Raw genomic sequence first — 25,592 nt, 5'->3', positions numbered from 1 at the left:
CAAGCCGCTGTCCGTCGTGATCACGGCCGGTCGGCCCGGTGACCTCCCGCGGCGCAACGAGTGGCTGTGACTGGCACTTTCGCAACAGCCCCTAGGAGGAGGCCGCGAGGTCCTCGGCCATGCGCTGGAACTGTCCCAGGTCGTAGTTGGCCAGTGTCTTGTCGAGATTGGTCAGGGCACCGAGGTGTTCGACGAACCCGTCGGGTTCGTACTCGAGCTGGATCGTGACACGGCTGGTGGTGTCACTCAGCCGGTGGAAGGTCACCACGCCCGCGTGCCGAGTGCCGGCGATCACCTTCCAGGCGATGCGTTCCTCCGGGACGACCTCGGTCAGTTCAGCGGTGAAGTACTTGTCCGCGCCGGGCAATGTCAGCCACCACGTGAACCGGCGCTCGTCGATCCGGTCGACTCGTGTGACGTGGGTGAGGAACTCCGGCCACCGTGTCACATCGCTCCACAGCTGCCAGATCAGTGAGACGGGGGCCTTCATGTCCACGGTTTCGACCAGCGAGGACGACATGGGAAAGGGTCCTTTCCGATGGGGTGCCGACGACGCGGTGCGGCACGACCGCTGCGAGTGCCGCCCGTCTACCCCCGAAGGTCCGGCTGATGCCTCGGCCGTGCCCGGTCAGAGGAAACGCCGGACGGGGCTGACCGCCACTTCCAGGGCACGCTGGAGGCGGGGCCTGTGCTTCCACCGGGAGAGCGTGACCGGACGGCTGCGGGTGAGGTCTTCGTCGAAGTGGCCGTCGAGGGTGGCGGTGAACGCCTCGTCGAGGACGGCGAGCATCACTTCTTCGTCGTGGTCCATGGAACGGCGGTTGAAGTTGGTGGACCCGATCAGGGACGCGACCCCGTCCACGGTGATGACCTTGGCGTGCATCATGGTGGGCTGGTACTGGCGGATGTCGACACCCGCCGCGAGAAGCTCGCTGTAATGGCGTTGTCCGGCCAGTTGGCTGACTCGTTGATCGGTGTGCCGGCCGGGGAGCAGTATCTCCACGGTGACACCGCGGCGGGCGGTGGCGCAGAGCAGGTCGATGAAGTACGCGTCGGGTGCGAAGTAGGCGGTGGCCAGGCGGAAGCGTTCCTCCGCGGAGGTGAGCATGATGCGGATCAGTGTCTGCATGTCCTGCCAGCCGATACTGGCGGACCCTCGCACGACCTGGACGACGGCGTCTCCGTGCTGTGTGTGCTCGGTGAACCGGTCGCGTTCGTCGAAGAGTTCAGCGTGGCATTCCGCCCAATTCTGGGCAAAGGCGGCGGCTATTCCGTCCACCGCGGGGCCGCGGACCTGGACATGGGTGTCGCGCCACTCGCCGGGGTCGCGAGCGTCACCACACCATTCCTGGGCAATCCCGACTCCACCGGTGAAAGCGGTGTGCTCGTCGATGATCAGCGCCTTGCGATGGCAGCGGTGGTTCTGCTTGAAGGGTGAGAGCCACAGCGGCTTGCGGAACCAGGCGACCTCAACCCCTGCCGCGTCCATGTCGTCGAGCAGGTCCGTCTCTATCTGCCGGGCACCGAAGCCGTCGAGCAGCAGCCGCACCCTCACTCCGTCCCGCGCACGGGCCGCGAGGGCGGTGGCGAACTCCCGGGCGATCTCTCCGCGCCAGTAGACGAACGTCATCATGTCGATGGTGTGCTCGGCGCCGCGGATGGCCTTCAGCATCGCGGGGAAGATCTCGTCGCCGTTGCGCAGCGGATGGAGGTGGTTGCCTTCGGTGGCCGCGACTCCGATCAGGCGCTCCAGCCGGCGTCGCAGTCGCTGTTTGCGCTCCTGCACGGTAGGGATCGTCATCGTGGTGCGCTCGGCACCGTCGGGTCTGAGGGGATCGATGACGCTCATGCTGAACACTCCGGGGTGACTCCGCGGTCCTGACTGCCGCGGCGGTGCGGCTTCGGACACAGGTACAGGTGCTGACGAAGCCCGCTTTCCCTGCAAACAGGGTTCCACGCCGCCAAGGATGGGCCGAGCGTCGAAAGGGCGCGGAAACCCGTCAGGACCCGGTGGCTTCGCAGAGGGCTCCGGCCGGGCCATGCGCGGGCGGGCTCCCGGCGCCCGTCGAGACACGAGGCCGCCGTACGTCGTCTTTCCCGGCCCTTACGCGCACCCGAAGGGCTAAGCCGTGAGAGCCTCACTGACATCGGCGTACAACGGGATGGCCTGGTCGAGCCCGACGAGTTCGATGACCCTCATCACCGACGGCTGGGGCCCGGCGATCCGCATCCATCCGCCGGAGACGTGGGTGTCGCGGCGGGCCTTGAGCAAGGCGTTGACTCCGGAGGAGTCCATGAACGTCAGGCCCGACAGGTCGACCAGCAGGCAGTGGCTGCCCAGGGCGCGGACGGATCTGACCGCGTCTTCGAGGGCCGCCACCCCGTCGTAGTCGAGCTCGCCGCTGACCCGTACCAGCGCGATGCCGGCGGGTTGAACTTCGCCTTGTACCTGAAAGCGCCCGGGTTCCATATCAGCTGTCTCCTCACGAACTCTTCGGCGCCCTGACGCACCGGTGTAGATGACTGCCCGCTGACGGCTTCCGCAATTCAAGCCGGCCGCCACGTCCGCGTACGGCGTCCGCTCGGGAACCGGGCCGGTCCCTCGGTGCCCCCCTCGGAAGGACACTGCGTCCATGATCGTCCGCCTTCGGCTGCCTTCGGCGCGGCACGCGTCAGCGCAGGGCGAGGCGCGCCCGGACCCGCTTGCCCGACGGCAGGGGTTCGATCTCGACACCTTCGCACACGGCCAGAACGATCTCCAGCCCATGCTGCCCGACCCGGCGGGGGTCGGGTGCGTGGGCGGTGGGGGCCACCGGGTGAGTGTCCGACACGGCGATGTGGAGCACCCCGCCGATGAGTTCCAGGTCGATTTGACAGGGGCCTGTGGCGTGCCGGACGACGTTCGTGACGAGCTCGCTGATCACCAGGCGGGCATCCCCGACCGCGCTGGGCCCCATCGGCACCCCGCCGGCCGCCTTCTCCAGCAGAAACGACCCGACGAAGTCCCTCGCCGAAGCGATGGCGCCATCAAGATCGGTGTAGATTGTGGAGGCGATCGCCCCGGCCGCCCGTTTGGTCGGCACAGAAGCTTCACCTCCTGGCTGCCGCTGGACGGACCGGACCGATGTCGCGGCCTCAATGGGGGCCACGCTGTCACCACGCACCAGAGCTACCCCCATCGCACTCTTCTTCCTCTCGCCACGGCTCCTTCATACCCCTATCCCGGATCCGGCCCGGCAACACCGCCCTTCTTGGGCCTGCTGCCGTCGGGTTGTCGTGACGGGCGGCTCGCACCCCACTGCGAGGGATGCCATGGGGCGGCGGCGGGAGAGCAGGCCGGAAGGCACTTTACCGCCGGCGGCCGCCCGCGGCTCCAGGCCCCGGCCCCTGAAGGAGTCGGCTGCGCGACGGGAGGCGCCGGCGGTCCATGACCAGCGGGGCGGTGCTCAGAGGTTGCGGAACTCCTTCGCGTCCGGGTACGTCACGTGCGTGCAGCCGCGCTGCTTCGTGATGTCGGCGACGTACGCGCGGAACAGTGCGGACAGCGTCTCGGGGCCCAGTACGTCGTCGTAGGTGTAACCGGAGCTGAGGGTGTGCAGGGCGGGCTTGCCACCGCAGACGGACGAGGCCCACCAAGCCCCACGCGCGTGCCCGGTCGTCCCCACCTCGATGACCTTGTCCTGGCCGAGATCCTCGTATCCCACCGTGCGCGCCTCCGCGCCGAAGTAGGAGACAGTGCGCAGCCACCAGGGCGAGTGGGTGAGCGCACTGTCGGCGTAGTCGCGCTCGTCACCGCTCAGGCCTCCCGCCACGCGGCGCACGTGGTCGGGGCCGACCGCCAGGAGACAGCCCTCGACAGGGTTCGATGTCCGGCCGGGTACTGCGAGGGCACGGTCGGGAAGACGGCCTTGCCCCTTCTCCTTGAGGTGACGGTTGAACCAGCCGCACGAACCGTCCGCGGTCCGCGCGGGGCGAAGGGCGGACGGCACCGGGGCCAACTCGTCGGGCAGGGCGGGCAGTCGGGTGCGGCAACCGATCCGGTCGGTGAGCTCCTCGGCCGCGGAGCGGGCGATGCGGGCGAGGCGCCCACGGTCCGCCGCGGAGACGTCGTCGTACTCGGCGCGGGCGGTGACGTGCAGCAGCTTCGGAGCCTTCGGGCTGCCGCCGGGTCCGCACTCGGCGCGGACGGTGGTGTACCAGTTCCCGTACCAGCCCAGGGTGCCGTCGCCCAACGGTCGCGATTCGGGGCGGCGGTCGGCGACGGCGGTGACGTCGGGCCGGTCGTCGCTGTCACCGCTGTCACGGAGATCACTGGCTCGGAACGGCTCGAGCCCGGGGTCATCACCGATCCAATGCAATGGCCTGGAGGTGTCACCGCCTTGCACCACCAGCGTGAACAGGCTCTTCGTCCTCCCGGGCCCCGGCACCTTGTAGACGGTGCAGGAGCCGGACAGCTCGCGTGCATCGAGCCTTGCCCCGTCGTGGTCGCCGGCCGTGGCCCGGACCATCCCGCCCTGCAGGTCCATCACCGCCGCCCCGGACACGAGCCGACCGCACGCCGCGCTGATCTCGCGCTCGCTGGACGCGCGGTCCCGGATGTCATCGACCGTCAGCCAACCCGCGTACAGGCTCAGGCCGATCCCGCCCCACGCCGCCCACTGCCACAGCCTGATCCAGCCCACGCGCACCGCACACCCCCGTTGAGACCCGTCCGTCGCGATCGTTGCCGCGCCGGGTACCGAGCGTAGGAGTCCGGCCTCGGGCGCATCGAGGCGGGGCCGGGAGCTGACCGGTCCGGGTGAGGTCGGCTCGGCTCGGCTCGGGTCGGATGAAGCCAGGTCAGGTCAGGTCAGGTCAGGTCAGGTCAGGTCAGGTCAGTAGAACCAGACGACAAGGCGGACGTTCTCCGGTCCGTGGAGTTCGCCGAGCGTCCGCATCACGCTCCATACGGGCGCCCAGTGGGTTCCCTCTCCGGCGACCATGTCCCGGCTCAATGTGCCCGATTCGTCTGTTTCCTGCCAGTCGGCGGAGGCAAGCTCGGCCCAGGTGAGCCATGTTGTGCCATGTGTGTCGGTCGTGCCGTCGTACGCGGCGTAGTCGGTTCTCAGCCGTTCGGACGCGTCACCCGGAAAGCCGCGGCCTTCGGCCAGGGGTCGGAAGCCGAAGTAGTTGCGGACACCGAAGAGGCAGGCGAACGCGTCGTAGGCGTTGCCGTTGTTGAGCAGGAAGATGTCGATGGCGGCGTGCCATACGGAGTCTTCGTCGTCGGGGCCCCACAGGCGGGCACCGGGTCGGCATTCGATCATGCCGCTGATCTCGGTGGACATGGGGGCATCCTGTCCGCACGACCTGGTGGGCGGCACCTGATTTTCGCCTGGGCGTCCGGCGGGCGTCACGGCCCGGGGAACGGACGATCCCCGCGAAGTGACTAGGCGCCGGCGGTACGGTCAGCAGGGTCGGCAGACCTCCACCAGGCGATCACTCGGCTCGCCATCGCGTCGGTCGCCAGGTCCGCGGGGTCGAGGGCGAAGTGGTCCTCCAGCTCATGCCGCAGGAATTCATCGATGTCCGCCTGGTCGGCGCCGCCACGAAGCCGCCCGAGCAGAGGGGCGAGCAGGCAGTCGTACTCGTCCTGCACCTCGTCGGCGACGCCGATCGGATCCCACTCATTGAGCAGACGGCGCAGGTGGTTCTCGGTGGAGGTGCTCCCAAGTCTCATCACCCCAGCCTGCCATGCCGCCACGGCTGCCATCACACGCCCCCGACCGTCGCGGCGATCCGCCTCCGGCCGTGGCCACAACCGACCGCCGGTCCTCCGTCCACGCGAACGGCCATGCTCCCGTGGGGCAGTTGGCGTGGCGGTGGCTCACCGCACAGCATGCCGACCGGCAGCTCGACGGCCGGTGACAGGCCCTGAGCGTGCGGCGCGTTGCGGTGTCGGCAGGCTCCGCAGCCGACCCTAGGACTCGGCGCGCAAGGTCAGGAACGGGGCGCGGTGTTCGGTGCCGTCCGGGAGGTGCCAGGGGGCGGTGACGCATGTGTGGGGAGGTGTCGGAGCGGAGGGCTGGAGGACGCGGGTGACGGTGAGGGTCAGCGGGCCGGTGGCCGTAGGGACGGCGATGTCGGTGCCGTGCGGACCGTCGGTGACGGTGCTCGGGCCGGTCGGGGACGGGAGAGGGCCGCCCGCGCCGTGCCGGGTGACGGACCGGTCGGGGGTGTCGCTCTCGCTCTGGGCCTGCGGCACCGTCCGGCCCTGGAGGAGGGCGAGGACCTGGGCGACGAGGACCGGGTCCCCCGCTCCGTCGTAGATCCAGCGCCGGCCCAGTACGCCGTGCTCCGACGTTCCGACGAGCACACTCCCCCGGCCGTCCCCGTCGCTCTCGTCGAGCGGTGCGCCCCGGTAGGTGAGCGGAACGTGGTAGGTGACGGGCCGGTCGCCGGAGCCGTCGGTGACCGCCATGAATTCCATGCCGACCTCGCCCTCCGGGTCGTCCAGCCGGAAGCCACCCGCCTTGGAAAGGTTCGGCGCGCTGCCGGTCGGGACGTACCAGGGGCGTGTGGGCAGCCAGGACGCCAGCAGCTCCAGCTTGCCCGGAGACATCGTCGTGCGGTGGATGACAGCCATTCTTCGTGATCCTCCCGGGTCGGTGTGCCCGTTGATCGTACGAACCCCCTCCGGCGCCACGTTACTTGGTGGCCACTTCCGTGCTCTGGGAAGCGGGCGCATACCGTGGCAAGATGGTCGGACGGGCAGTATCGACGGTCGGTACTCGTCCTCTGGGGCATCAATGAACGTCTGGCTCCACTTCCGCCTCATCGGTGTCACGGTCGCGACCGGCTTGTCGCTGGTGGCCTGCAGCGGTACGGACACGCGCCCGGACGCGTCGGCGTCGCCGTCCGCCGTACCCCGGCCGTCCGCGCCCTCCGCACCGTCCCCGTCGGTTTCCGTGCCGAGCGGGCAACCGTCGTCGACGCCGAGCGCCCCGGCCACGCCGCGCCCGGACGCGTCGACCGCCACTCCTCCCGGTCCCGGCGGCGTCGCCCCGGTTCCCGGTCTGGGGCGCCTGCAGCCGATCTGGCCCTTCACGACGCCCGCCCAGGCGCAGGCGTGGCAGCGCGAGTACCGCACGGGCGGCCATCAGCCCTGGCACCTCGACCCGGAGCAGACCGCCCTGTCGTTCACCCGGGGCTACTTGGGCTTCACCGAGATCGACCGCGTCACCTCGCGGTCCGTCGCCGCGACACACGCCCGCATCGGGGTGGGCCTGAGCGGACCCGAGTCGTCGGGCAGCGCGGCGGTCGTGCACCTCGTGCGGTTCGGCACCGGCCGTGACGCCCCGTGGGAGGTCGTGGGCACGGACGACACCTCTTTCAGCCTGACGAAGCCCGCGTACGGCTCGGTGGTCCGGTCCCCCGTGGCCGTCGGAGGACGCATCAGCGGTGTGGACGAGAGCATCCGCGTGCATGTGCGTCAGCCCTCGTCGAAGGCGCCGCTGGGCGAGTCCTGCTGCATCCCGGCGGGCGGCTTCGGACAGCCCTGGTCGTACTCCGTGTCCTTCAAGGGTGCCAAGGACGCGGTGCTGACGGTGGTCGCCATGACCGGCGGGCACATCGCCGAGGTCGAGCGCTTCACGGTCACGGCGGTCCGGACCCGCTGACCGCGGCACCGGGCGGAGGCGGACCGCCACCGTTGCGGCAAGGGGTCAGGCGAGCAGTGCGGCGGCCGCCGCCAGAAGGTCCTGGTTGTGCCCGGTGACGTCGCGCTCGGTCAACCGGTGGAGCTCGTCCGCCTGTACGCCGAGGTCCTCGAGCGGTACGTCGATGTTGCCTCGTGCCCGGGTGGCGCGCCGCAGGGCGACGCGGAACCCGGCGCCGCGCGGCAGTTCGCCGAGCAGCTCGGGCAGCCAGACGCGCAGCAGCTCGTGCGTCCACACGTTGGCGCCACCGGCGCCGGTGCGCCCCGCGGTACCGAGCACGGGCCCGAGGCCGTTGTCCTGGAAGCCCGCGGCGAAGATGTCGGCGGCCGAGTAGGACAGCGCGTCGGTGATGAGGACCTTGGGGCCGGAGTAGCGCGGGAGCCCGGCGGTGATCGCCTCGGGGTCGGTGAGCGGGAAGCCCTGCGAGTACACCTCGCCGGTCTCCACGGCGGCGCGGATCGAGTTCGTCCAGGAGCGGAAGCCCGGGTTGGACCGTGCGAGCGTGAGCGCGGCGCGTGTGGTCGACAGGGAGAAGCTCACCGGGACGACGGGGCTCTCGTGGAGGACCTGGAGCGCGGATTCCGCGGCCGGGACATGACCGCCCGGATTGCCGCGGACGTCGACGATCAGCCCTCCGGCCGGTGCCCGGGCCGCGATCCGCGCGACCTGCTCGGCGAACGACCGGGCTCCGGAGACGTTGAACGAGAAGATGCGCAGGTACCCGTACGAGCGGCCCCGGAATCGGAGCGTCCGGTGGTCGATGACGCTGCGGAGGGCACGCGCCGGCGAACGCCGGGCCCTGGGCGGCGCGAACAGCACACGTTTGACCTGCCGGGTCGCCTCGTTCCCGGCGTCGATACCGAGGTTCGTCGCCAGTGTGGGGACGGGATCCTGGGCGTGCCCCGCCTGCAGCTCAGCGGCGCGGACGCGCCACGGGATGCGTGTCTCGCGGCGGCGGCCGGAGGGGGTGCGGTAGGTGAGGAGCACCCAGTGCTCGTCGGGTGGGGGGCCGGTCCGCAGCGGGCGCAGCGCCAGCGACTCCAGTCCGCGTGCCAGGCGGGCGTCGGCGTTGGAGCCCGCTTGCGCGGCCGCGTTGCGTTCGACGGCGCGCTCGATGGGGACGCCGTTCCAGGTTTCCAGCTCGGCCCCGACGTCGAAACCCGCGTGTACGAGTGACTCGTCGATCTTGGAGACGATGTGGTGCGGTGTCCCGTCCGGGTCGGAGTAGCGTTCGACGAGGAAGCCCAGTGTCGCCACGTGGCCCCGGTACGGGGAGGGGAGCTGGTAGACGGTGTGCAGGTCGCGCAGCCCCCGGAAGATGCCGGCGAGCTCGGCGTGGAACTGCAGTTCGCTGAGCGGGGGCAGACGGCGCTCCAGCAGACGCAGGTGCTGGACGGGGTCGGTGGCGTGCATCGCCCGTTTGAGGGGGAGGTGGACGTACAGCTCTTCGAGCAGTACGCGTGCGGCGGCCACGATCCGGTAGCGGTCGGCGAGCGGCAGCGGGTCGGCCTCGATCCGGCCCATGAACTCGTCGAGCCCGATCGTCCCCGGGAGGGTCCGGCTCGGTCGCGCGATCGTGGGGCTCACGGGTAGTAGTCCGCGAGGTGCTGGAGCTGGGGCACGCCGCTGCGGGCCACGGCCGCGAAGTAGGCCGCGTCGTGGGTCAGCGGGTCCAGGCGCGGGATGACCAGGTCCGGTGGGACCTCACCGGCCGCGCCGAAAGCTCCCAGGTCGCCGTCCGGCATGTCGCCGAACAGGACGAGCGGCGCATCGGGGTCGTCGAGCGGCCCTCCCCACTCGGCGAGCGCGTCCTGTGAGGCGCGCCAGGCGGCCACCGGGTCGTCGCGTACCTTTTCCAGGGCGCGTGTGACGCCGGGCCAGTCGAGTTGCGCGTCGGGCCGGTCCGGTTGGCGGACGGCCACGCGGCGCTTGGCCCCGTCGACCGTGATCGTGCTGGTGTCCGTCGCCCCGGCGGCGGTCATCAGCGCTGTCGTCCCGTAGAACGGCCGGCCGCGCACCATCACCAGGCGTACATGGCGCTCGGTCGCGTCGATCAGATTGCGGTACACGTCCTTGGTCGGGTCGTGGCGTTCGAGTACGAGCAGGTCCGCGGCGCTGCCGCGCTGGAGGCGTCCCACCTGGGGCCCCCAGGCCGTCGCCAGGGCGTCGCCGGGGTTCGCGGTGACCATGTCGCACAGGTCACGGTCGCTGAAGCGTCCGCCGAGCTCGTGGCGGTTGACGGCGTCGGCGACCTTGAGCTCGCCGAGCACATGCTTGGTCCCCGAGGGCGCCCAGTCGGAGCCGAGGGCGATCCGCAGCCCCTTCTTGTCCGCCTCGACCACGTTCGTCGTGTCGTGGTAGAGCCAGTAGTTGGAGAACGGTGACCACACGAGGGTTCCCTTCTCCTCGGCGTTGACGGCCGCCACCGCGTCCCGCCACTTCTTGAAGTCTGCGCCGTCGAGCGCGGTGCCGTGCACACCGATCAGACCCGGCTTCAGGCAGGGCTCGAGATCCTCGAACTCGCGGTGGACGATCGACCCGGACCGGCCCTCCGCGACGTGGTAGATCAGCAGCCGGGTCCCGTTGAGCTTCGGTGCCCGGTCCTCGCGCAGTTCCTCTGCGTCGAGCTGGAGCGCCGCGGTCATCACCATGTCGGTGCCCGTCGGCAGCTTCTCGTTGTCGATGATCCGCAGCAGCCAGCCGTCGACGGCACGGGTGGAGCGGGGGGCGCCCTGGATGGCCGTGGTGCCGCCGATGAGCGCCTTGACCTCGACGTACTTGAGCAGTGCTTCGGGAGCGGCCTGGCCGAGCACCTTGGCGGGCCAGGTGACCGACGTGGAGTAGTCGGGCGGATGGTCCTCGTCGACCCAGCGGTCGTGGTGGAGGTAGGGGACGCCGGAGGCCTCCCACAGCGGGAGCGTGTTGTAGGCGATGTGGTTGTGCAGGTCGATCAGGCCGGGGAGGATGAGCGCGCCGGTGTCGATCCTGGGCGCTCCGGAGAACCCGGCGGGGGGATCCTGTTCGGCGGACCGCACCGCGTCCAGGCGGCCGTCGTCGCCGACGTACACGGCGCCGCGGTCGAGGATCCGGTGGTCGTCGTCGAAGGTGACGACCGTGCCGAGGAGTACGAGTGCCATCAGCTCGGCGCCTTCCATAGCAGCGTGTGCTCGTCGTCCGGTGACGGGCGCCTCACCGAGTTCTGTGCCACGCCCGGCTGGGCGCGCACCCACGCGTCGTCGCCCAGGAAGGCCGGCGCGCCGAACGGCAGGTCGTGGCGCGGGATCGCGCTGTGGTCGGACTCCTCGAAGCTCGTCCCGTAGTTGGACCCGGTGTTGTCGCCGTCCTCGTCCGGCGTCACGATCGCGCGCAGTCGTGTGACGGCATCGCGCCAGGTGTTCAGCAGCGCGTCCTCGTCATCGCTGGACGGATGGGGGATCTCGACGAGCTCGACCTGGGGCCGTGTGGTCCACAACCGCACGGCCTCGCGGGCCATGAACCCCATCGCGACGACGGCCTGGAGTGTTGTGTCGGTCGCCCGGTCGTAGACCGCGTTGCGCCACTGCTTCTGCGCCGGGTCGTCGAGCCGGTCCTTCATCGCGAGCGCACGACTCGGATGGACCGCGTACGCCCATGCGTTGAGGCAGACGTACGAGCGGGTCAGCCCGAGCTTGGTAAGGAAGCCCTGCACCCGCTGCCCGGCGTTGCCGACGAGGCTGCGCCCGGCGATCCGTTCGGTCGGTCCGGGGTCCGAGGCCACGATCAGTACACGGGCCGATCCGTCGAGCCGTCCCCGGTAGAAGACCGGCCCCCAGTCGAACCAGAACGCCGAGGTGTCGGGCGGGTCGGGCACCTGGGCGAGCAACTCGGCGAACCGGTCCGTCGGTCCGCGATCGAACTCCGGCATCGTCAGCGCCTCCTCATGGCGGCAGGGTGCGCGCCATCGGCCTTGCGAGGCCCTCCGGTGTCGGGGCCCTCCGCCGTCCGGCCCGCCGGGTGTACGGGCCCGGGTGTCGGGGTCCGGATGCCCTGGCCCGGGGTGCCCGGTCCCGGACGTCCGGGGCTGCCGGGTGTCTGCCGGCCATGACGGCGTCCGTTTCAATGGATCACTCCGTTACGGGCCCCGCAAGTCGGGGCGGCCGCCATCCGGAGCAGTGACACTTCGCCGGGTCGGGACAGCGGGGCCCGCTTCCGCCCCCGGGACAAACCGGCCGCCGACTGGAGCGAGCGGCCTGTTACGGGCGGGGCGCCGGTACGGGGATACGAGAGAGCCGGTACGGGGGGCGCCGATACGAGGGGCACACCGGTACGAGGGGGCACCGGTTACGGGCGGGACCCGGTACGGGCGGGACGCCGGTACCGGGGGTACGAGAGACGCCGTACGGGGGCGCCGGCCCTTCGGCTGCCGGGACGGCCTCCGGCTCTCACCGCGGCAACGCCGTCAGCGGCCCGGCCGGTGACGCAGGAACGCGGTCAGCCGGTCAGCCGGTCAGCCGGTCACCCGGTCAGGGCCAGCAGGCCGCGTGCCAGCCGTCGCGCCTCGATGTCCGGGTGCGGCGATCCGTCGCAGGGGAAGCCGGAGACGACGCGACGGGGGGAGGCAGCGATGTGCCGAACGGCGGGACGGGCCGCCTCGGGGAGCAGGCGCATCGCCGTCAGGGTGCGCAGCGCGCCCAGATGCGGCTGGTGCAGCTCGCCGCAGCGGGCGAGCTGGTCCGCGACCACGGGTGCCGTGTCGTGCGTGCGGCCCGTGGCACGCCAGATGGCGGCGGCCGCGTCCGCCCGGCTCTCCCGGTCGGGCGCTCGCAGCCGCTCCTCCACGAGGGGCAGCAACGCGGCTGCCGGCGCGCCGAGTTCACCCGCCACCCGAACGGCCGCCGTGCGTCGCGCCAGGTCGTCCGTGAGGGCCCGCACCACGTCCACCGCCGGCCCCGCGTCTCCCGTGACGCGGGCCAGGGCGATCGCCGCGGCCAGGTCGCCGGCCTCGGCCCCGGCTCGCAGGGCGCGCGCCGCCGCCGGGCCGGCCGCCGGGCCCAGTGCGCCCAGCGCCCCCGCGGAGGCGGGCAGCAGACGGACCAGGGCGTCCACGGAGCCGACCGCGAGCGCCGGGAAGTGCGTCAGCGCGTCCAGCCACTCGGCACGCGGCGAGTCCGCGACCCGCCGCGCCACCGGCTCGGCCGCCGTGCCGAACACCTCCACCGCCGCCGGCACGACCCTGCCCGCGGCGGTGACGGGCGTGAGCTGAAGCGTCGCTGTCTGCTCGGGCAGTTCGTCCATCAGACGCAGGACGAGGCCGATCGCGCCGGGCACCCGCAGCCGCACCGCGGTGTGCGTCGCCGCCACCCGTACGGCAGGGTCCTCGGACCTCAGGAGGGGCTCCAGCCACGGCGCGCGCTCACCGCCCTCCAACGCGGCTCCCACCCTCGCCACTTGGCACAGTTCCTCCACGGTCCCGGCGGACGCGGCGAGCCACGGCAGGACGTCCCTCTCCCGGTCCCGCCACACCTCGGTGAGCTCCCAGGCCAGCGGAACGCCCCGCTCCACCGCCCGCAGCGCCGCGTCGGGGTCGTCCATCACGCGGTCCATGAGCGGCCGGTAGGAATCGGGCCACGGATGGTACGTCTCGTCATCGGCAGGCGCGGCCTCGTGGGCGTCGAGTGCCGATTCCACCAGAGCGGCGGGCAGCGGCAGCGGCGCCGTACGCAACAGGTCCGTCACCGCCGCCCTGCGTACCTGCGGCTCGGGCGCGGACAGCAGGGCCCGGTTGCGTGCCGTGCTGGTGGCCGGTGAGACGTCGAGCAGACCGAGCGCGGTGACGAGGTCGCCCCGTACACCCGCGTCGTCCTCCTCCTCCAGTCGTGCCCGCAGCAGTGGGAGCAGCGGGAGGGACCTCTCCTCACCGGCGGCGACGATCCACACCATCGTGCGCCGTACGGAGGGGTCCTCGTCCGCCGCAAGGCCGAGCAGCTCCGGGAGCGCCCCGGCCACCGCCCGGCGCACGTCCCGGTACTCGCGGCCCGTCCCGTCGGCCGCCGCGTGCAGCAGCCACAACAGCCTCAGCCGGTCGCCGGGCCCCTTCAGGGCGAGCCGCGCGACGAACGGCACGGCAGCGGCTGTCGCCGAGTAGACCGACCCCTGGTGGCAGAGCGAGGAGAACAGCTCCTCCAACGCCTCGTCACGCACCCGCGCGTCCACGGAGCCGGCCGCACGCAACAGGGCCGGTACGTCGTCCGCCGGCCCGTACGCGTGGTCGAGCGCCGCCCAGTCGATGTCGTCGATCCCCTCCAGCACGGACGTGACCCTACGACAGAGGTGTCCCCTCCTCGGCGGCCGCCCTCCTCCGCCGCCGGCTGCGCTGGTCCAGGACACGGTGGCGGAGCGACTCGAGCACTGACAACGGCGGCCGCCGGGCCGGCCCGGCCCAGCGGGCCAGACCATGCCAGGGCCGTCAGGCGTCGGCGTGTTCCGCGGCCGGTACGACGGACCCGTGCCGGTCGAGGACGCTGCCGAGGAAGCCCGCCACGAAGCCGGTGGGTATGGATACCAGGGCGACCGTCTGAAGGGGGAACCAGTCGAGGTGCCAGTCCGGGAGGAGCGCCGCCGGGCTGCCGGAGAACACCGGGCTGCAGACCTGGAGCCCGATGGCGCAGCCGAGTCCGCCGTACAGCGTCCACAGCAGTCCCCTTCGTGTGAAGCCGCTCCAGAACAGGGTGTAGAGGAGGGCCGGCAGCAGGCAGGAGGCCGCCACCGCCAGGCCGAAGACCGACAGGAACCCGACGTTCCATCCCTGCACCAGGACCGCGAGCACGATGCTCAGGGCGCCCGCGAAGGCGGAGGCCCAGCGGGCGGCGGCCACTTCACGACCCTCGGTTCGACGTCTGCGGCCCGGGACGTGCGTGTACAGGTCGTGCGCGATGGCGCCCGCGGCGGCCAGGGTGATGCTCGCGACGACGGCCAGGGTGGTGAGGAACACCGCCGACGAGACCAGGACGACGAGCATCGTCCCGCCCGTGCCGGCGGACGCGCCGCCCGCCAGATCGCCGGTGAGCATCAACAGGGCGCCCTGACCGCCCGGGTCGGCGGCCGCGATCGCCGGGGCTCCGATCACCGCGGCGGCACCGAAGCCCAGTACCGCCGTGGCGAGGCAGAACGCAGCGACGACGAAGGTGGTGTGCCGTACCGTACGCCGCGCGGCGTCCGCGTCGGGGGCGGTGTTGAGCTGCATGGCGACGTGCGGCATGCAGGCCACGCCCAGCACGACGGTGAGCATCAGGCCGACGAAGTCGAGGGTGGCCTCCGGCCCGGCATCAGGGCCGGCGCCGGCGCCGAACAGGAGGCCGGGGCGCAGGTAGGCGTCGGGACGGCCGCTGCCCTGTGCGGCGCCGTGGATGAGGGAGTTGGGACTCCAGCCGAACCGTTGGAACACGACGGCCGTCAGGATCAGGGCCATGGCGATGAGGACGACCGTCTTGATGATCTGGAGGGTGACGGTGCCGCGCATCCCGCCGAACGCCGTGGCACAGACGACGAGCGCGCCGATCATGACGATCGCGGCCTGTTCCGCTCCGGGGCCCGACAGCCCCAGCAGCATGACGGTGGTCGCTCCGGCACCGGCGAGCTGTACGACCAGGTACGGCACACAGGCGCTCAGCGTCACCACGGCGACCGCGATCCGCACCGCCGGTCCCGGTGTCCGCAGTGCGAAGGTGTCGCCGAGTGTGCAGCCGCCGCGTTCGCGCAACGGGGCCGCGAGCAGGAGGAGTACGCCGAGGGAGAGGACCGTGCTCAGGGCGATGAAGAGCCCGTCGTAGCCGACGAGCGCCACATTGCCCGTGGTGCCGAGGACCGTGGCCGCGGACAGGCAGATACCGGACAGGACGAGGGTCCGTCGGAGGGGAGTGATGTCGCGACCGGCTGTGTAGAAGTCGTGGACCCGGTCCTTCTCGGGGCTGCTGAGGACGCAGATGAAGAGGATGGGAACGATGAAGGTGAGGAAGCCGGTGAGCACCGCGGCACGTGTGTCCGTCTCCAGGATGTCGGTCTCCAGGATGTCGGTCGCGGCGAGCAGCGTCTGAGATCGCGTCAGTGGTTGCATCAGTGCTCCTCCCCCTCCTGCTCGTCGTGGGAGCCACGCCCGGCGAGACGGTCGTAGCGCGCTGCCGACCACAGCAGCAGGGCCGCCTGGAGCAGGAGCGCGAGGGTGCCGAGGGTGATCTCTCCCCGGACCCGGGTGGCCAGGAAGCCGGGGGCGGAGCAGGCGAGGAGCAGATGCACGGCCCAGGTCACGGCGTTGATGAGGGCGAATGACCGGCCTGGGTGGCTCCGGGGTGGTCCGTGATGGTGGTGAGGCGGATGGGGAAGAGGAAGGGGAAGGGGATGCTGGACGTGCGGGATTCTGGGCACGTGCTCGTGTGGGTTCTCGGGGGTGTGGGGGGTTCGGGGGGTGTGGGGGTCGTACGGGGCTTGGGGTGGGTACGGGGCTCGGGGGGCGTACGGGGCTCGGGGTGGGTACGGGGTTCCAGGGGTGTACGGGGTTCGGGGCGGGTACGGGACTCGCTGTGTTCCCGGGGTTCCCGGGGTTTGCGGGGATCCGGGGACGTGCGGGGGTCCCGGGACGTGTTGAGGCGGCATGGCGGTCTCCTGGCGGGCCTGGTCGCGGGCGGCTCTGGGCCGTCGCGGGCTCACCAGAGCACGTACGGCCGAGGCAGTCGATGGGCCTCACCCGTGCTGTTGTCCGCTCCCAACGCGCGTGGTCCCCGGCTGTGCCGCTGCCCATTCAGACCGGATCGGTGTCCGTCCCGAAGGCGGTGGTGGGCCCCAGCAGTCGCTCCGCGTCGAGTGCCAGGACGAGCCGCATCACGTCACGGGGACGGGTCAGGTCCAGGCCGGTGATCTGCTCGCAGCGGCGCAGCCGGTTGAGCACGGTGTTGCGGTGACAGAGCATGCGCCGGGCCGCCTGGGCCGCCGATCCGCCGCTCTCGACCCAGAGGGTGAGGGTGTCGAACAGGGTCTGGCGGTCGGCCGGCTGGAGTGCGTGCAGGGGGCGGAGCACTTGTCGGGCCAGTTCGGTGGACAGGTCCGGCCGGGAGACCAGAAGGCCGTCGGGCAGGCGGGAGTCGAGCCGCGCGATCTCGCCGTCCGTCCGGCAGGTGCGCAGCGCGAGCGCGGCCATGTCCCGTGCCCGGGGCAGGCGGTCCAGGCCGCGCACGACCGGGCTGATTCCGATACGGAGCCCGGGCCCGGCGTCCAGTCCGTCGGCCAGCGCGTCCAGGGGCAGGTCGCGGAGGTGGGCGACGAGGACGTGGCGCTGTCCCTGCGTATGCCGCAGGAGCCGGATGCCGGGGATCTCGGGTTCGGTCCGCGGTAGTCGGCCGTAGGGTGCTTCGGCGCGGACGACCGCCACCGCGAACCGTCCGTCCGGTGGCAGGTCGAGGATCGATGCCGCGTCCCGGGTGGAGCACGGGTCGCCGCCGTTCTCCAGCAGGGCGGCGAGTACCAGGCGGACGCGTTCCGTGTCCCGGCTGGCGAGGCCGTTGGCGACCTGCCGGTAGGCGTCCGCGACCAGGACGGCGTCGCGGTCGTTGTGTTTCCACACCAGCTCGGCCACGTGCACCAGGTGGCGCAGTTCGCCGGGCCCGTCCCGCTCCACGACCCCGATGATCGCGCTCCAGACCGCGGCGCCGGCCACCCGGTACGCGTGCAGCACCTCGTCGAGAGGGCACCCCTGCTCGGCACGTCTGATGCCGAGCTCTCTGGTGTACCGCTCGACGTCCATGACGGCGGCGGGATGCACGCCGGCCTCCAGCCCGTACCGGATGCCCGTGCGCACGGTGGGTCGCAGGTCGGACGGTGCGAGGACGGGGTCGGCGTAGTACGACACCTCGGTACGGATCTGTTCCACGACCGTGTCGGCGAGGTCGGGGCTCCTGCCCAGGAGGCGCCGGCAGGCCCGGCGGAAGACCTCCAGCGGGGGCGCTTCGGCGGCCTGTACCGGGTAGGCCTGCTGCGGAGAGAGCTCGTCGCGGCGGTGGACGGTGCGGGCACCCTGGCGTAGGCCGCCAGGGACGGAACTGGTGTGCATGGACCCTCCAGATGGACGGGACGTGCGGGAACACCACGCGATCGCCGGACAGCGGCATCGGCATCCATGCGGTCGGAGCGTCCCTTCCCGCGGCGGACCACCATGCTAAGCAGTTGGTCAGCGCATGGCGAGGGGCGGGAACGGACCGTTCCCAGGCCGTCACCTAGGGGCTGTCCCCGATTCCCGGGGAGCGGGCGCACGCCTAGCGTGACGACCGGTAGGCCGATGCTCCGGCGCCGCCCCACGAGAGTGACGGAGAGCCGATGAAGGCGGTTGTTCAGGACCGGTACGGCTCCCCCGACGTCCTGGAGGTCAGGGAGGTCGACACGCCGGCACCCGCCCGCCATGAGGTGCTGGTGCGTGTACATGCCGCCGCCGTCAACGCGCGCGATTGGCATCTGATGCGTGGGGATCCCTACGTGGCGCGTCCGACGCTCGGGTTCGGCGGTCCCAGAGCGAAGATCCGTGGCACGGACTTCGCGGGCCGGGTGGAAGCGGTCGGGGAGGGCGTGACCCGGTTCCGACCCGGCGACGAGGTCTTCGGCGAGGCCGAGGGTGCGTTCGCCGAGTACGTCTGCGCCGCGGAGGCGGTGGTGGCGCCGAAGCCCGTCAACCTGACGTTCGAGGAGGCGGCCGCGATACCCCTGGCGGGCAACACCGCCCTCATGGGTCTGCGTGATGCCGGGCGCGTGCGGCCCGGTCAGAAGGTTCTGATCAACGGGGCGTCCGGTGGGGTGGGGATCTTCGCCGTACAGATCGCGAAGGTGCTCGGCGCGGAGGTGACCGGCGTCTGCCGTACGCGCAACGCGGACCTGGTCCGGTCGGCCGGCGCCGATCACGTCATCGACTACACCATGGAGGACTTCACCCGGCGTGGCGGACCGGGCGGAGACCCGGACGGACAGCGGTACGACGTCGTGCTCGACCTGGTGGGCAACCGGTCTCTGGCCGGCTGCCGGCGCGTGCTGACGCCGACCGGGACACTCGTGCTGTCGGGCGGTGGCGTGTCCGAGGGCGGCAGCCTGATCGGCCCCATGGCACTGCTACTGAAGGGCCAGGCCATGTCCCGGTTCGCCCGCCACCGGCTGCTCGTGCTCACCGCCGTACCGAGCAGCGAGAATCTCGCGACGCTCAGGGAGTTGGCCGAGTCCGGTGGCATCACCCCTGTCATCGACCGCTCCTACGCGCTGTCCGAGGTGCCCGAGGCCATCCGTTACCTGGAGGTGGAACACGCCCGCGCGAAGGTCGTGATCAGTGTGTGACGCCGTGCGGTCCTGAAAGGTCCTGGTGTGGCAGCAGTGACCAGTGGTGGGCGTCGACCCGGTGTGTCCGCCCGCGCGGGGTGGGTGTCAGTGGCACTGGCTACCGTGGTGACCATGATCGACGTTGATGACGTCCGCCGTATCGCCCTGTCCTTTCCCGAGACGGTGGAGAAGGAGGCCTGGAACATCCCCACCTTCCGGGTGGCCGGGAAGATGTATGTCACGATCCCCGACGACCAGACGTCGTTCGCCGTGCGCTGTCCGAAGCTCGAGCGGACGGAGCTGATCGCGGCCGAGCCCGACAAGTTCTGGGTACCGCCGCACGAGGCGAGTTCGGCGTGGGTGCGGGTGCGGCTCGCCGCGCTGGACGGCCCGGAGGAACTGTGGGACATCCTGGTCGACTCCTGGAGACAGGCGGCGCCGGACCGGCTGGCCGAGGAGCACCCGGGCCTGCGGCCGGGCGCGGGGAGCGGTCGGTGAACACCGCCCCGGTCAGGCGTACGGGGTGCCTCGTCCCGGGGACCTGGTCACCATCGACCCGGGCGGAGGCGGGACGCGGATGCGGATGACCGCCGGCGAGCACCCGGAACTCTGGGCGTTCCTCTCCTCCCTTCACCCCGGTGAGACCCTTTCGGGCACGGTCGCGGCGATCGAACCGTTCGGTGTGTTCGTGGCGTTGGACGAGGGGCCCGACCACCCGTTCTTCCCCGGGGTCGGGTTCGTCGCGTACCCCGAGCTGTCCTGGCGGCGCTTCGACACGGCTGCGGATGTCGTTCAGGTCGGTCAGCGTGTCTCGGGCGTGTTCCTCCAGTTCGACACCTGGAACGGCGAGGCCAGGCTTTCCTTGCGGGATGCGCAGCCGGACCCCTTCCAGGCGTTCGCCGACGGCGTGTCCGTGGACCGGACTCTGCGGGGGCGGGTGACCAAGCTGATCCCGTTCGGTGTCTTCCTCGAGGTCGCCGACGGGATGGAGGGTCTGCTCCATCTGCGCGAGTTCGCGTCAACCCCTGCGGAAACTCCGGAGGATGTCTTCCAGGTGGGTGACGAGGTCACGGTCGTCGTCACGGAGATCGACCGGCAACGACGCAGGCTGGGCCTCGGACTGCCCGGCCGATGAGGGCAGCCGCGGCTCGGTCCTCGGCACATGCTCCTGAGCGGGCCCGCCCCACCAGCCGGTCGTGAGCGATCACACCGCAGGCGCGGCAACAGCCTCCGCCAGTCGGTGGAACAGCGGCCCGGCTGCGGCTCCCCGTGGGAGGTCGCTGACCTGGCCGTCACCGACCTCCACCACCCGCCACTCGCCGTCCTCCCGCAGGGCGAGGTCGGTGGTGACGAAGCGGCAGCCCAGCGCGGCAACCAGCGGCCGGACGAAGGCGGGATCGGGCTCCGGACGAAGCCCCGGGCTGTCGGGGTGGGCGGTGAGGAGGACCGGGCTGCCGTCGACCCACCACAGGCGCGCCTCGCCGACGTCGGGGCGGAAGTTCTCGAACGTGCGGATCACCACGCCTCCGACGAGGGCGTCGTCCCTCAGCTCCACGAAACGGGCGACTACGGAGGCCAGATGGCGCGTATCCGCCAGGTCGGGTACGAAGCAGGCCTCGTACCACTCGTGCTTGCGGGACTTCACATGATCCTTGACGATCGCCGGACCGCCGCCGAGAACGGCGCCCGCGGCGGCGAGGCCGGAGGTGGCCGGAGGCGTGCCGGGGGTCGCCGGGAGCCACACGCTGCGCGGGGTGACCGGCTCGAACACCCCGTACCAGCCGGGCAGCTCGTGCGCCCGCCGGTAGTCCTCCGGCGGGGTCACCAGGGACACCCCGCGTGCGGCCAGGGCGTCGGACAGCGCACCGTACTGCTCGGAGGTGAGCATCCAGCCGCGGTACCAGGCGGCTCCCGAGCCCTTCGGAACCCGGGCGACGGCAGCGGTCGCGTCACCGGCGGTCAGGGCGTCGTGGTCGATCAGCGCGACCGGATGGTCCAGGTCGCGGGCCGCACGCGCTTCGTCCGCGAAGTGCGCGTCGGTGTGCCGTGGCCGGATCGGATCCGCGCAGAAGATGAACGTCGCCCCCATGCGCGGCACTCTATCCGGCTCGGCGTCCACCGTTCCGGGCCCGATCTCGGCCGGCCCCTCGGCCGGTCTCTCGGGCCGGTCGGTCTGGCTGGGCCGGTCGCTCGGGACGGCCGGTCTCGCGGGCCGGTCCCTCGGGACGGGGCCATCGGCCCTCCACCGCCGCCGGTCCCTTTGTCAGTGCCGGATGTGAAGCTGATCGGTATGGACGACAGGATCCTCCGGCGCCGGGTCTATGGCGCCGACCACGACGACCCCGACCCCGGCCCGCGCCCCGACCGTGTCTATGGCGAGCTCGTGGGCGGCCCCCTCGACGGGCTCCTCCTCGACGTCACCGGCTGGAGCGGGCCTCGACTCGCCGAAGAGGCCCGGCTCCCCACGGAGATAGGCCGGTACGGTGCCGGCGGCCGTGCCCACTACCGCCGGCGCGGGACCGATCCCGCGTACTGGGACTGGACGGGTGACAGTCCATGATCCCGCGCCGGCCGCCGGCCGGCGTGTCAGGTGGTGGCGGGGTCGGGCTCGGCAGCCCGTGCCCGGGGCGCGAGCCGGCCGGTGCGGTCCAGGCCGTACAGGGCGGCGGCGCAGGCAAGGCCGAGGAGCGTCAGGGCGATCCAGGGCAGGGCGGACACTCCGGCGGCGCGGGCGGCGTCGAGTGCCGCGCCGGTGAGGAGGTTCCCGAGGGTGATGCCGGTACCGCAGATGGTGTTGTGGAGGCCGTAGTGCGTGGCGACCAGACGGTTGCCGGACAGGCGGACGATGGTGTCCATCTCGAAGGGGTAGGCGATCATGGTTCCCAGGGCCAGCAACAGCGCGGACAGTGCCGACGGTACGGCGGCGAGCAGCCACAGCCCCGGACCGCCGTCGGGTACGGGCACGACCGCGGCGGCCAACAGAGGGACGAAGGCGAACCCCATCACCAGTATCCCCCAGGTCAGCGCGCGGGCCGGTGCCATGCGGGCCTTGCACCATGCGGTCACGCGGGTCTGGCCGAGGATGGTGCTCAGACCGGACACCGCGAAGAGCACGGCCACCGCCGCCGTACCGAAGGCGCCTTCACCGCCCAGGCGCCGGACTTCCAACGGCAGTGCGAGGTAGACCTGGAACGACATCACGTACGAGCCGGTCATGGCGAGTGAGAACAGCAGGAACGGCCGGTTGGCCAGGATGCCCCGCCACTGCGAGAGGACGCTCTCCCGCCGGCTCTGCTCCTGGCCCCGGCGCGTCGGCAGCGCCCGGATCTGCACGACGCTCAGCACCGCGAAGATCGCGGCGGCCGTCAGACAGGTGACACGGAAGCCGACGCCGGTCAGGACCATACCGACCAGCGGGCCGAGCAGGATTCCCGCCTGGTAGAAGACGTTGAACAGGGCGAACGCCTCGACTCGCCGCTCCCCCGCGTCAGCGGCGAGGTACGCGCGGCTGGCCGGGTTGAACAGGGCGCCGGCCAGGCCCGTCGCGGCCGAGGCGGCGAGCAGGGCGGGCACGGAGTCGACGAGTCCGAGGGTCGCGAAGCCCACGGTCCGCAGGCCCAGTCCGGCGATGATCATCGGCTTGTAACCCAGCCGGTCGGCGAGCGTCCCACCGACCAGGAACATGCCCTGCTGGCTGAAGTTGCGCACGCCGAGGATCAGGCCGACCAGCCATCCGGCCAGCCCGAGGGGCCCGGCGAGATACGTGGCGAGGTAGGGCATCAGCATGTAGAAGCCGAGGTTGATGGTGAACTGGTTGACCATCAAGAGCTGGACGCTGGGCTCGTAGGTGCGCACCTGCGCCAGGGTGTGCTGCTTCACCGGTCGGCCTCCCCCGCGGGCGCGGTGAGGGTGAGCGGGTCGACGACGCCGGTGCACCGGGTCCAGCGGGTGACTTCCTTCTCGTCGAGCCGGCCGAGGACCTCCGGTTCGGACGCGGGCGGGCGGTCGAGGAGGCCGTGGGCGGCGCAGTAGTCGTCGTCGTACACGGTGCCGAGATAGCGTTGCGGGCCGTCGGGGAAGACCGCCGCGATGCGGGTGTCCGCGGGCAGGGTGCGAGCGAGCCAGCCGGCGACGAGGGCGACCGCGCCGACGCTCCAGCCGCCGGTGGCGTAGTGGGATGCGGCGAGTTGCCGGCAGGCCCAGACCGCTTCGGCCGGTGCGACCCAGTGGACCTCGGAGAAGCTGTCGTAGGCGACGTTGCGGGGGTAGATGCTGGATCCGAGTCCGCGCATCAGCCGCGTCCGCGCGGGCTGGCCGAAGATGGTGGAGCCGATGGTGTCGACGCCCACGAGGGTCAGGTCCGGGTAGAGCTGCCTCAGGACGCGCGAGACGCCGGCCGAGTGGCCTCCGGTGCCGACGCTGCACACCAGCACGTCGATGTGGGTGAGTTCGGAGGCGAGTTCCAGCGCGAGTGGGGTGTACGCGGTGGTGTTGTCGGGGTTGTTGTACTGGTCCGGGCACCAGGACCCGGGGTGCCGGCGCATCAGCTGGGCGACGCGGTCGCGGCGGGCCTGCTGCCAGCCCCCGGTGGGGTGGGGTTCGGAGACGACGTTGACCTGGGCGCCGTACGCGGTGAGCAGCCGGGTCATGGACATCTCCAGGCCCGGGTCGGTGACCAGGGTGACCGGATGGCCGTGGACCATGCCGGCCAGGGCGAGACCGAGGCCGAGGGTGCCGCTGGTGGACTCGATGATCCGGGCCCCGGGCTCCAGGTCACCTCGGGCTCGGGCGCGTTCGACCATGTGCAGGGCGGGGCGGTCCTTGATGCCGCCGGGGTTGAAGCCTTCCAGCTTCGCCCAGAAGCCGCGCCCCTCGGGGGTGAAGGGCGCGCCGACGTGCAGGACGGGGGTGTTGCCGACCAGGACGGACAGGGCGGCGTGGCCGGACCTGGTGACGGAGGTGCTGTGCGGAGAGGACATCTGATTCGCTCTCGTCGTGGGGTGAGTGGCACGTTCGGGACGGCGGCCGCGGTACGCCGCGGCTCGCCGGTGCACCGGCCCGCGTCCGCCACCGGCAGAGGATGCCGTGGCTTCGGACGCCGTCTCGTCGAGCCCCGAGTGACGCGCCTGCCGTCGTACGACCCGGAGCCACACGTCCAAAGCGGCCTGTGGGCAGGGGTCATCCGGTGGCTGGCCCGTCCGGTTGCGCGCGTGGCCGGTTGCGCCCCGGCGGGTCCGGATGCCGATGGCTTCGAAACGGCGGGGCGTCGTGGGCGTGCGGGCAGGTCGGTGCGGCGACAGTCCGTCGCCCCGGGCTCGCGGCCGCGAGGGGCGGAGGGCGTCGAGGGCGGCCGGTGGGGCGGCGCCGGATTCTAGATCTGCAGAACCGTGGCCCTTATTGACGCGCTCGGGGCTCGCCCGGCCGGCGCCGTGTCACTGAAGGCGACACGGGCGAGTCGCGGCGCCTCGGGGGCGCTGTCCCTGGAGAGGGCGCAGGCACCCGGTGCTTCCAGGGTGGGCGATTGCTGCGGCTGGCCGGGGACGCATTCCTGAGCCGCGTGGGACGGGGCGTGTTCGCCCTCGTGGTGATCGGCCGGCGGGTCCTCGACCGTGTGGTCGTGGAGGGTGGCCGCGGCGGTCACGGTCGTGGTCATGTCGAGGTGGGCGGTGGTGCCTTCGGCGCTCACACCGTGGGCGTACACGAAGGCGAACAACGTGAGCGCCACCCACAGCATGCGCAAGGGCCCCACCGACGAGGGGGTACGCGACGTGCCGGAGGACGACCAGGCCGTGACCATGCCGTGATCCTAACGGCTCGTCCGGTCGGCCCCACCGCCCGTGCCGGGACATGGCGCGAATGTGTCAGGGGGAGGGGCGGGGTCATGGTCGGGTGCAGCGCGAGGCGCGTGGTCCGGGGCACTCGGCCCCTGGCACGGCGCCCCGTGCGCGCTGCCAAGAGGTGCGGCCCGCCGCCGCCGGGTGGCGCGGAGCGATCGCCTGGAGGTCGTCGGCACGGGCCGCCATCAGACCAGGAGCGCAGTAGCTTCGCCGGTGCGCCTCTCCGTAGCCTGGTCGCCGCCCCTCGCCGGCGGCTGGACGCTCGACGGGGCCGGCCTCACGCGGTGTGTTCGGGGGCGATCTCCTCGATCAGGGCCTCGACGAGCTTCTTGATCTCGTCGCGGATGGGGCGTACCGCTTCGACGCCCTGACCGGCCGGGTCGTCGAGCTTCCAGTCCAGGTAGCGCTTGCCGGGGAAGACCGGGCAGGTGTCGCCGCACCCCATGGTGATGCAGACGTCCGACGCCTTGACCGCGTCCACGGTGAGGATCTTCGGGGTCTCGGCGGACATGTCGATGCCCACCTCACGCATCGCCTCGACGGCGGCCGGGTTGACCCGGTCGGCGGGGGCGGAGCCGGCCGACCGGACCTCGACACGGTCCCCGGCCAGGTGGGTCAGCCACGCGGCGGCCATCTGGGAGCGGCCGGCGTTGTGGACGCAGACGAACAGGACGGAGGGCTTCTCGGCCATCGGAGGTCTCTCTTGTCTCACGACGAAGCAGGCGCATCAAGGTTC

At 71.7% G+C, this 25,592-nt stretch carries 25 protein-coding genes; 5 read left to right on the top strand and 20 right to left on the bottom strand.

The window, feature by feature from the left end; all coding sequences use genetic code 11:
- Positions 1 to 91: 91 nt before the first annotated feature.
- The 8 genes from ACZ6C1_RS20995 to ACZ6C1_RS20960 all read right to left on the bottom strand — a co-directional run bounded on the left by ACZ6C1_RS20995 (position 92) and on the right by ACZ6C1_RS20960 (position 6,625).
- A complete protein-coding gene (locus ACZ6C1_RS20995) occupies positions 92 to 520 on the bottom strand; it encodes an SRPBCC family protein (protein ID WP_469242627.1) in 429 nt (142 codons plus the stop codon).
- A 108-nt stretch (positions 521 to 628) separates the two neighbouring features.
- Entirely contained in the window at positions 629 to 1,801 is a 1,173-nt protein-coding gene (locus ACZ6C1_RS20990) for a phospholipase D-like domain-containing protein (RefSeq protein WP_469242649.1), read from the bottom strand.
- A gap of 321 nt (positions 1,802 to 2,122) precedes the next feature.
- Positions 2,123 to 2,470, bottom strand: a complete 348-nt coding sequence (locus tag ACZ6C1_RS20985) for an STAS domain-containing protein (protein WP_469242626.1) — start codon at positions 2,468 to 2,470, stop codon at positions 2,123 to 2,125.
- A gap of 202 nt (positions 2,471 to 2,672) precedes the next feature.
- Entirely contained in the window at positions 2,673 to 3,083 is a 411-nt protein-coding gene (locus ACZ6C1_RS20980; protein WP_469242625.1) for an ATP-binding protein, read from the bottom strand.
- A 363-nt stretch (positions 3,084 to 3,446) separates the two neighbouring features.
- Positions 3,447 to 4,682 carry a hypothetical protein gene (locus ACZ6C1_RS20975; protein WP_469242624.1) on the bottom strand — a complete coding sequence of 412 codons (1,236 nt, stop codon included), beginning with the start codon at positions 4,680 to 4,682 and terminating at the stop codon, positions 3,447 to 3,449.
- Between the two features lie 192 nt (positions 4,683 to 4,874).
- Positions 4,875 to 5,327: a hypothetical protein gene (locus tag ACZ6C1_RS20970; RefSeq protein WP_469242623.1), complete on the bottom strand. Its 453-nt coding sequence runs from the start codon at positions 5,325 to 5,327 to the stop codon at positions 4,875 to 4,877.
- A gap of 101 nt (positions 5,328 to 5,428) precedes the next feature.
- Complete coding sequence (locus ACZ6C1_RS20965; RefSeq protein ID WP_469242622.1) at positions 5,429 to 5,719, bottom strand: hypothetical protein; 291 nt, start codon at positions 5,717 to 5,719, stop codon at positions 5,429 to 5,431.
- A gap of 240 nt (positions 5,720 to 5,959) precedes the next feature.
- Positions 5,960 to 6,625, bottom strand: coding sequence for a maltokinase N-terminal cap-like domain-containing protein (locus ACZ6C1_RS20960; protein ID WP_469242621.1), 666 nt, complete (start codon positions 6,623 to 6,625; stop codon positions 5,960 to 5,962).
- Between the two features lie 163 nt (positions 6,626 to 6,788).
- Between ACZ6C1_RS20960 and ACZ6C1_RS20955 the strand changes: the two genes are divergently transcribed.
- The gene (locus ACZ6C1_RS20955; RefSeq protein WP_469242620.1) at positions 6,789 to 7,658 is read left to right on the top strand and encodes a hypothetical protein; all 870 of its coding nucleotides are present in this window, start codon (positions 6,789 to 6,791) and stop codon (positions 7,656 to 7,658) included.
- A 45-nt stretch (positions 7,659 to 7,703) separates the two neighbouring features.
- Here ACZ6C1_RS20955 and ACZ6C1_RS20950 read toward each other — a convergent pair whose 3' ends face one another.
- From ACZ6C1_RS20950 to ACZ6C1_RS20920, 7 genes are all read right to left on the bottom strand, one after another.
- The gene (locus tag ACZ6C1_RS20950) at positions 7,704 to 9,284 is read right to left on the bottom strand and encodes a S41 family peptidase (protein WP_469242619.1); all 1,581 of its coding nucleotides are present in this window, start codon (positions 9,282 to 9,284) and stop codon (positions 7,704 to 7,706) included.
- On the bottom strand, positions 9,281 to 10,834 hold the full coding sequence (locus tag ACZ6C1_RS20945; protein ID WP_469242618.1) for an amidohydrolase family protein: 1,554 nt from the start codon (positions 10,832 to 10,834) through the stop codon (positions 9,281 to 9,283). Before ACZ6C1_RS20945 ends, ACZ6C1_RS20950 begins: the two co-directional genes overlap by 4 nt.
- Complete coding sequence (locus tag ACZ6C1_RS20940) at positions 10,834 to 11,601, bottom strand: uracil-DNA glycosylase family protein (protein ID WP_469242617.1); 768 nt, start codon at positions 11,599 to 11,601, stop codon at positions 10,834 to 10,836. Before ACZ6C1_RS20940 ends, ACZ6C1_RS20945 begins: the two co-directional genes overlap by 1 nt.
- 590 nt (positions 11,602 to 12,191) lie before the next feature.
- Positions 12,192 to 13,985, bottom strand: a complete 1,794-nt coding sequence (locus ACZ6C1_RS20935; protein WP_469242616.1) for a hypothetical protein — start codon at positions 13,983 to 13,985, stop codon at positions 12,192 to 12,194.
- Between the two features lie 157 nt (positions 13,986 to 14,142).
- The gene (locus tag ACZ6C1_RS20930; RefSeq protein WP_469242615.1) at positions 14,143 to 15,789 is read right to left on the bottom strand and encodes a sodium/solute symporter; all 1,647 of its coding nucleotides are present in this window, start codon (positions 15,787 to 15,789) and stop codon (positions 14,143 to 14,145) included.
- Positions 15,789 to 15,980 (bottom strand): hypothetical protein, encoded by a 192-nt coding sequence (locus ACZ6C1_RS20925; RefSeq protein ID WP_469242614.1) that lies wholly within the window; start codon positions 15,978 to 15,980, stop codon positions 15,789 to 15,791. The genes ACZ6C1_RS20930 and ACZ6C1_RS20925 overlap by 1 nt, the downstream gene beginning before the upstream one ends.
- Positions 15,981 to 16,470: 490 nt before the next feature.
- Complete coding sequence (locus tag ACZ6C1_RS20920; RefSeq protein WP_469242613.1) at positions 16,471 to 17,775, bottom strand: PucR family transcriptional regulator; 1,305 nt, start codon at positions 17,773 to 17,775, stop codon at positions 16,471 to 16,473.
- A 263-nt stretch (positions 17,776 to 18,038) separates the two neighbouring features.
- Between ACZ6C1_RS20920 and ACZ6C1_RS20915 the strand changes: the two genes are divergently transcribed.
- The 3 genes from ACZ6C1_RS20915 to ACZ6C1_RS20905 all read left to right on the top strand — a co-directional run bounded on the left by ACZ6C1_RS20915 (position 18,039) and on the right by ACZ6C1_RS20905 (position 20,154).
- Entirely contained in the window at positions 18,039 to 19,037 is a 999-nt protein-coding gene (locus ACZ6C1_RS20915) for an NAD(P)-dependent alcohol dehydrogenase (RefSeq protein ID WP_469242612.1), read from the top strand.
- A 114-nt stretch (positions 19,038 to 19,151) separates the two neighbouring features.
- On the top strand, positions 19,152 to 19,517 hold the full coding sequence (locus ACZ6C1_RS20910) for an MmcQ/YjbR family DNA-binding protein (RefSeq protein WP_469242611.1): 366 nt from the start codon (positions 19,152 to 19,154) through the stop codon (positions 19,515 to 19,517).
- A gap of 25 nt (positions 19,518 to 19,542) precedes the next feature.
- Positions 19,543 to 20,154 carry a S1 RNA-binding domain-containing protein gene (locus tag ACZ6C1_RS20905; RefSeq protein WP_469242610.1) on the top strand — a complete coding sequence of 204 codons (612 nt, stop codon included), beginning with the start codon at positions 19,543 to 19,545 and terminating at the stop codon, positions 20,152 to 20,154.
- Between the two features lie 69 nt (positions 20,155 to 20,223).
- Here ACZ6C1_RS20905 and ACZ6C1_RS20900 read toward each other — a convergent pair whose 3' ends face one another.
- Complete coding sequence (locus ACZ6C1_RS20900) at positions 20,224 to 21,108, bottom strand: ATP-grasp domain-containing protein (protein ID WP_469242609.1); 885 nt, start codon at positions 21,106 to 21,108, stop codon at positions 20,224 to 20,226.
- Between the two features lie 201 nt (positions 21,109 to 21,309).
- Here ACZ6C1_RS20900 and ACZ6C1_RS20895 point away from each other — a divergent pair, with 201 nt between their 5' ends.
- A complete protein-coding gene (locus ACZ6C1_RS20895) occupies positions 21,310 to 21,579 on the top strand; it encodes a hypothetical protein (protein WP_469242608.1) in 270 nt (89 codons plus the stop codon).
- Positions 21,580 to 21,605: 26 nt separating this feature from the next.
- Here the strand turns inward: ACZ6C1_RS20895 and ACZ6C1_RS20890 are convergent, their stop codons facing one another.
- From ACZ6C1_RS20890 to ACZ6C1_RS20875, 4 genes are all read right to left on the bottom strand, one after another.
- Positions 21,606 to 22,841 carry an MFS transporter gene (locus ACZ6C1_RS20890; protein WP_469242648.1) on the bottom strand — a complete coding sequence of 412 codons (1,236 nt, stop codon included), beginning with the start codon at positions 22,839 to 22,841 and terminating at the stop codon, positions 21,606 to 21,608.
- 53 nt (positions 22,842 to 22,894) lie between these two features.
- Complete coding sequence (locus ACZ6C1_RS20885; RefSeq protein ID WP_469242607.1) at positions 22,895 to 23,998, bottom strand: PLP-dependent cysteine synthase family protein; 1,104 nt, start codon at positions 23,996 to 23,998, stop codon at positions 22,895 to 22,897.
- A gap of 392 nt (positions 23,999 to 24,390) precedes the next feature.
- Complete coding sequence (locus ACZ6C1_RS20880) at positions 24,391 to 24,744, bottom strand: hypothetical protein (protein WP_469242606.1); 354 nt, start codon at positions 24,742 to 24,744, stop codon at positions 24,391 to 24,393.
- Between the two features lie 389 nt (positions 24,745 to 25,133).
- Positions 25,134 to 25,547: an arsenate reductase ArsC gene (locus ACZ6C1_RS20875; protein ID WP_469242605.1), complete on the bottom strand. Its 414-nt coding sequence runs from the start codon at positions 25,545 to 25,547 to the stop codon at positions 25,134 to 25,136.
- Positions 25,548 to 25,592: the final 45 nt, after the last annotated feature.

The organism is Streptomyces sp. NPDC041796 (assembly GCF_055590785.1).
This window is presented reverse-complemented; position numbering and strand designations above follow the sequence as displayed.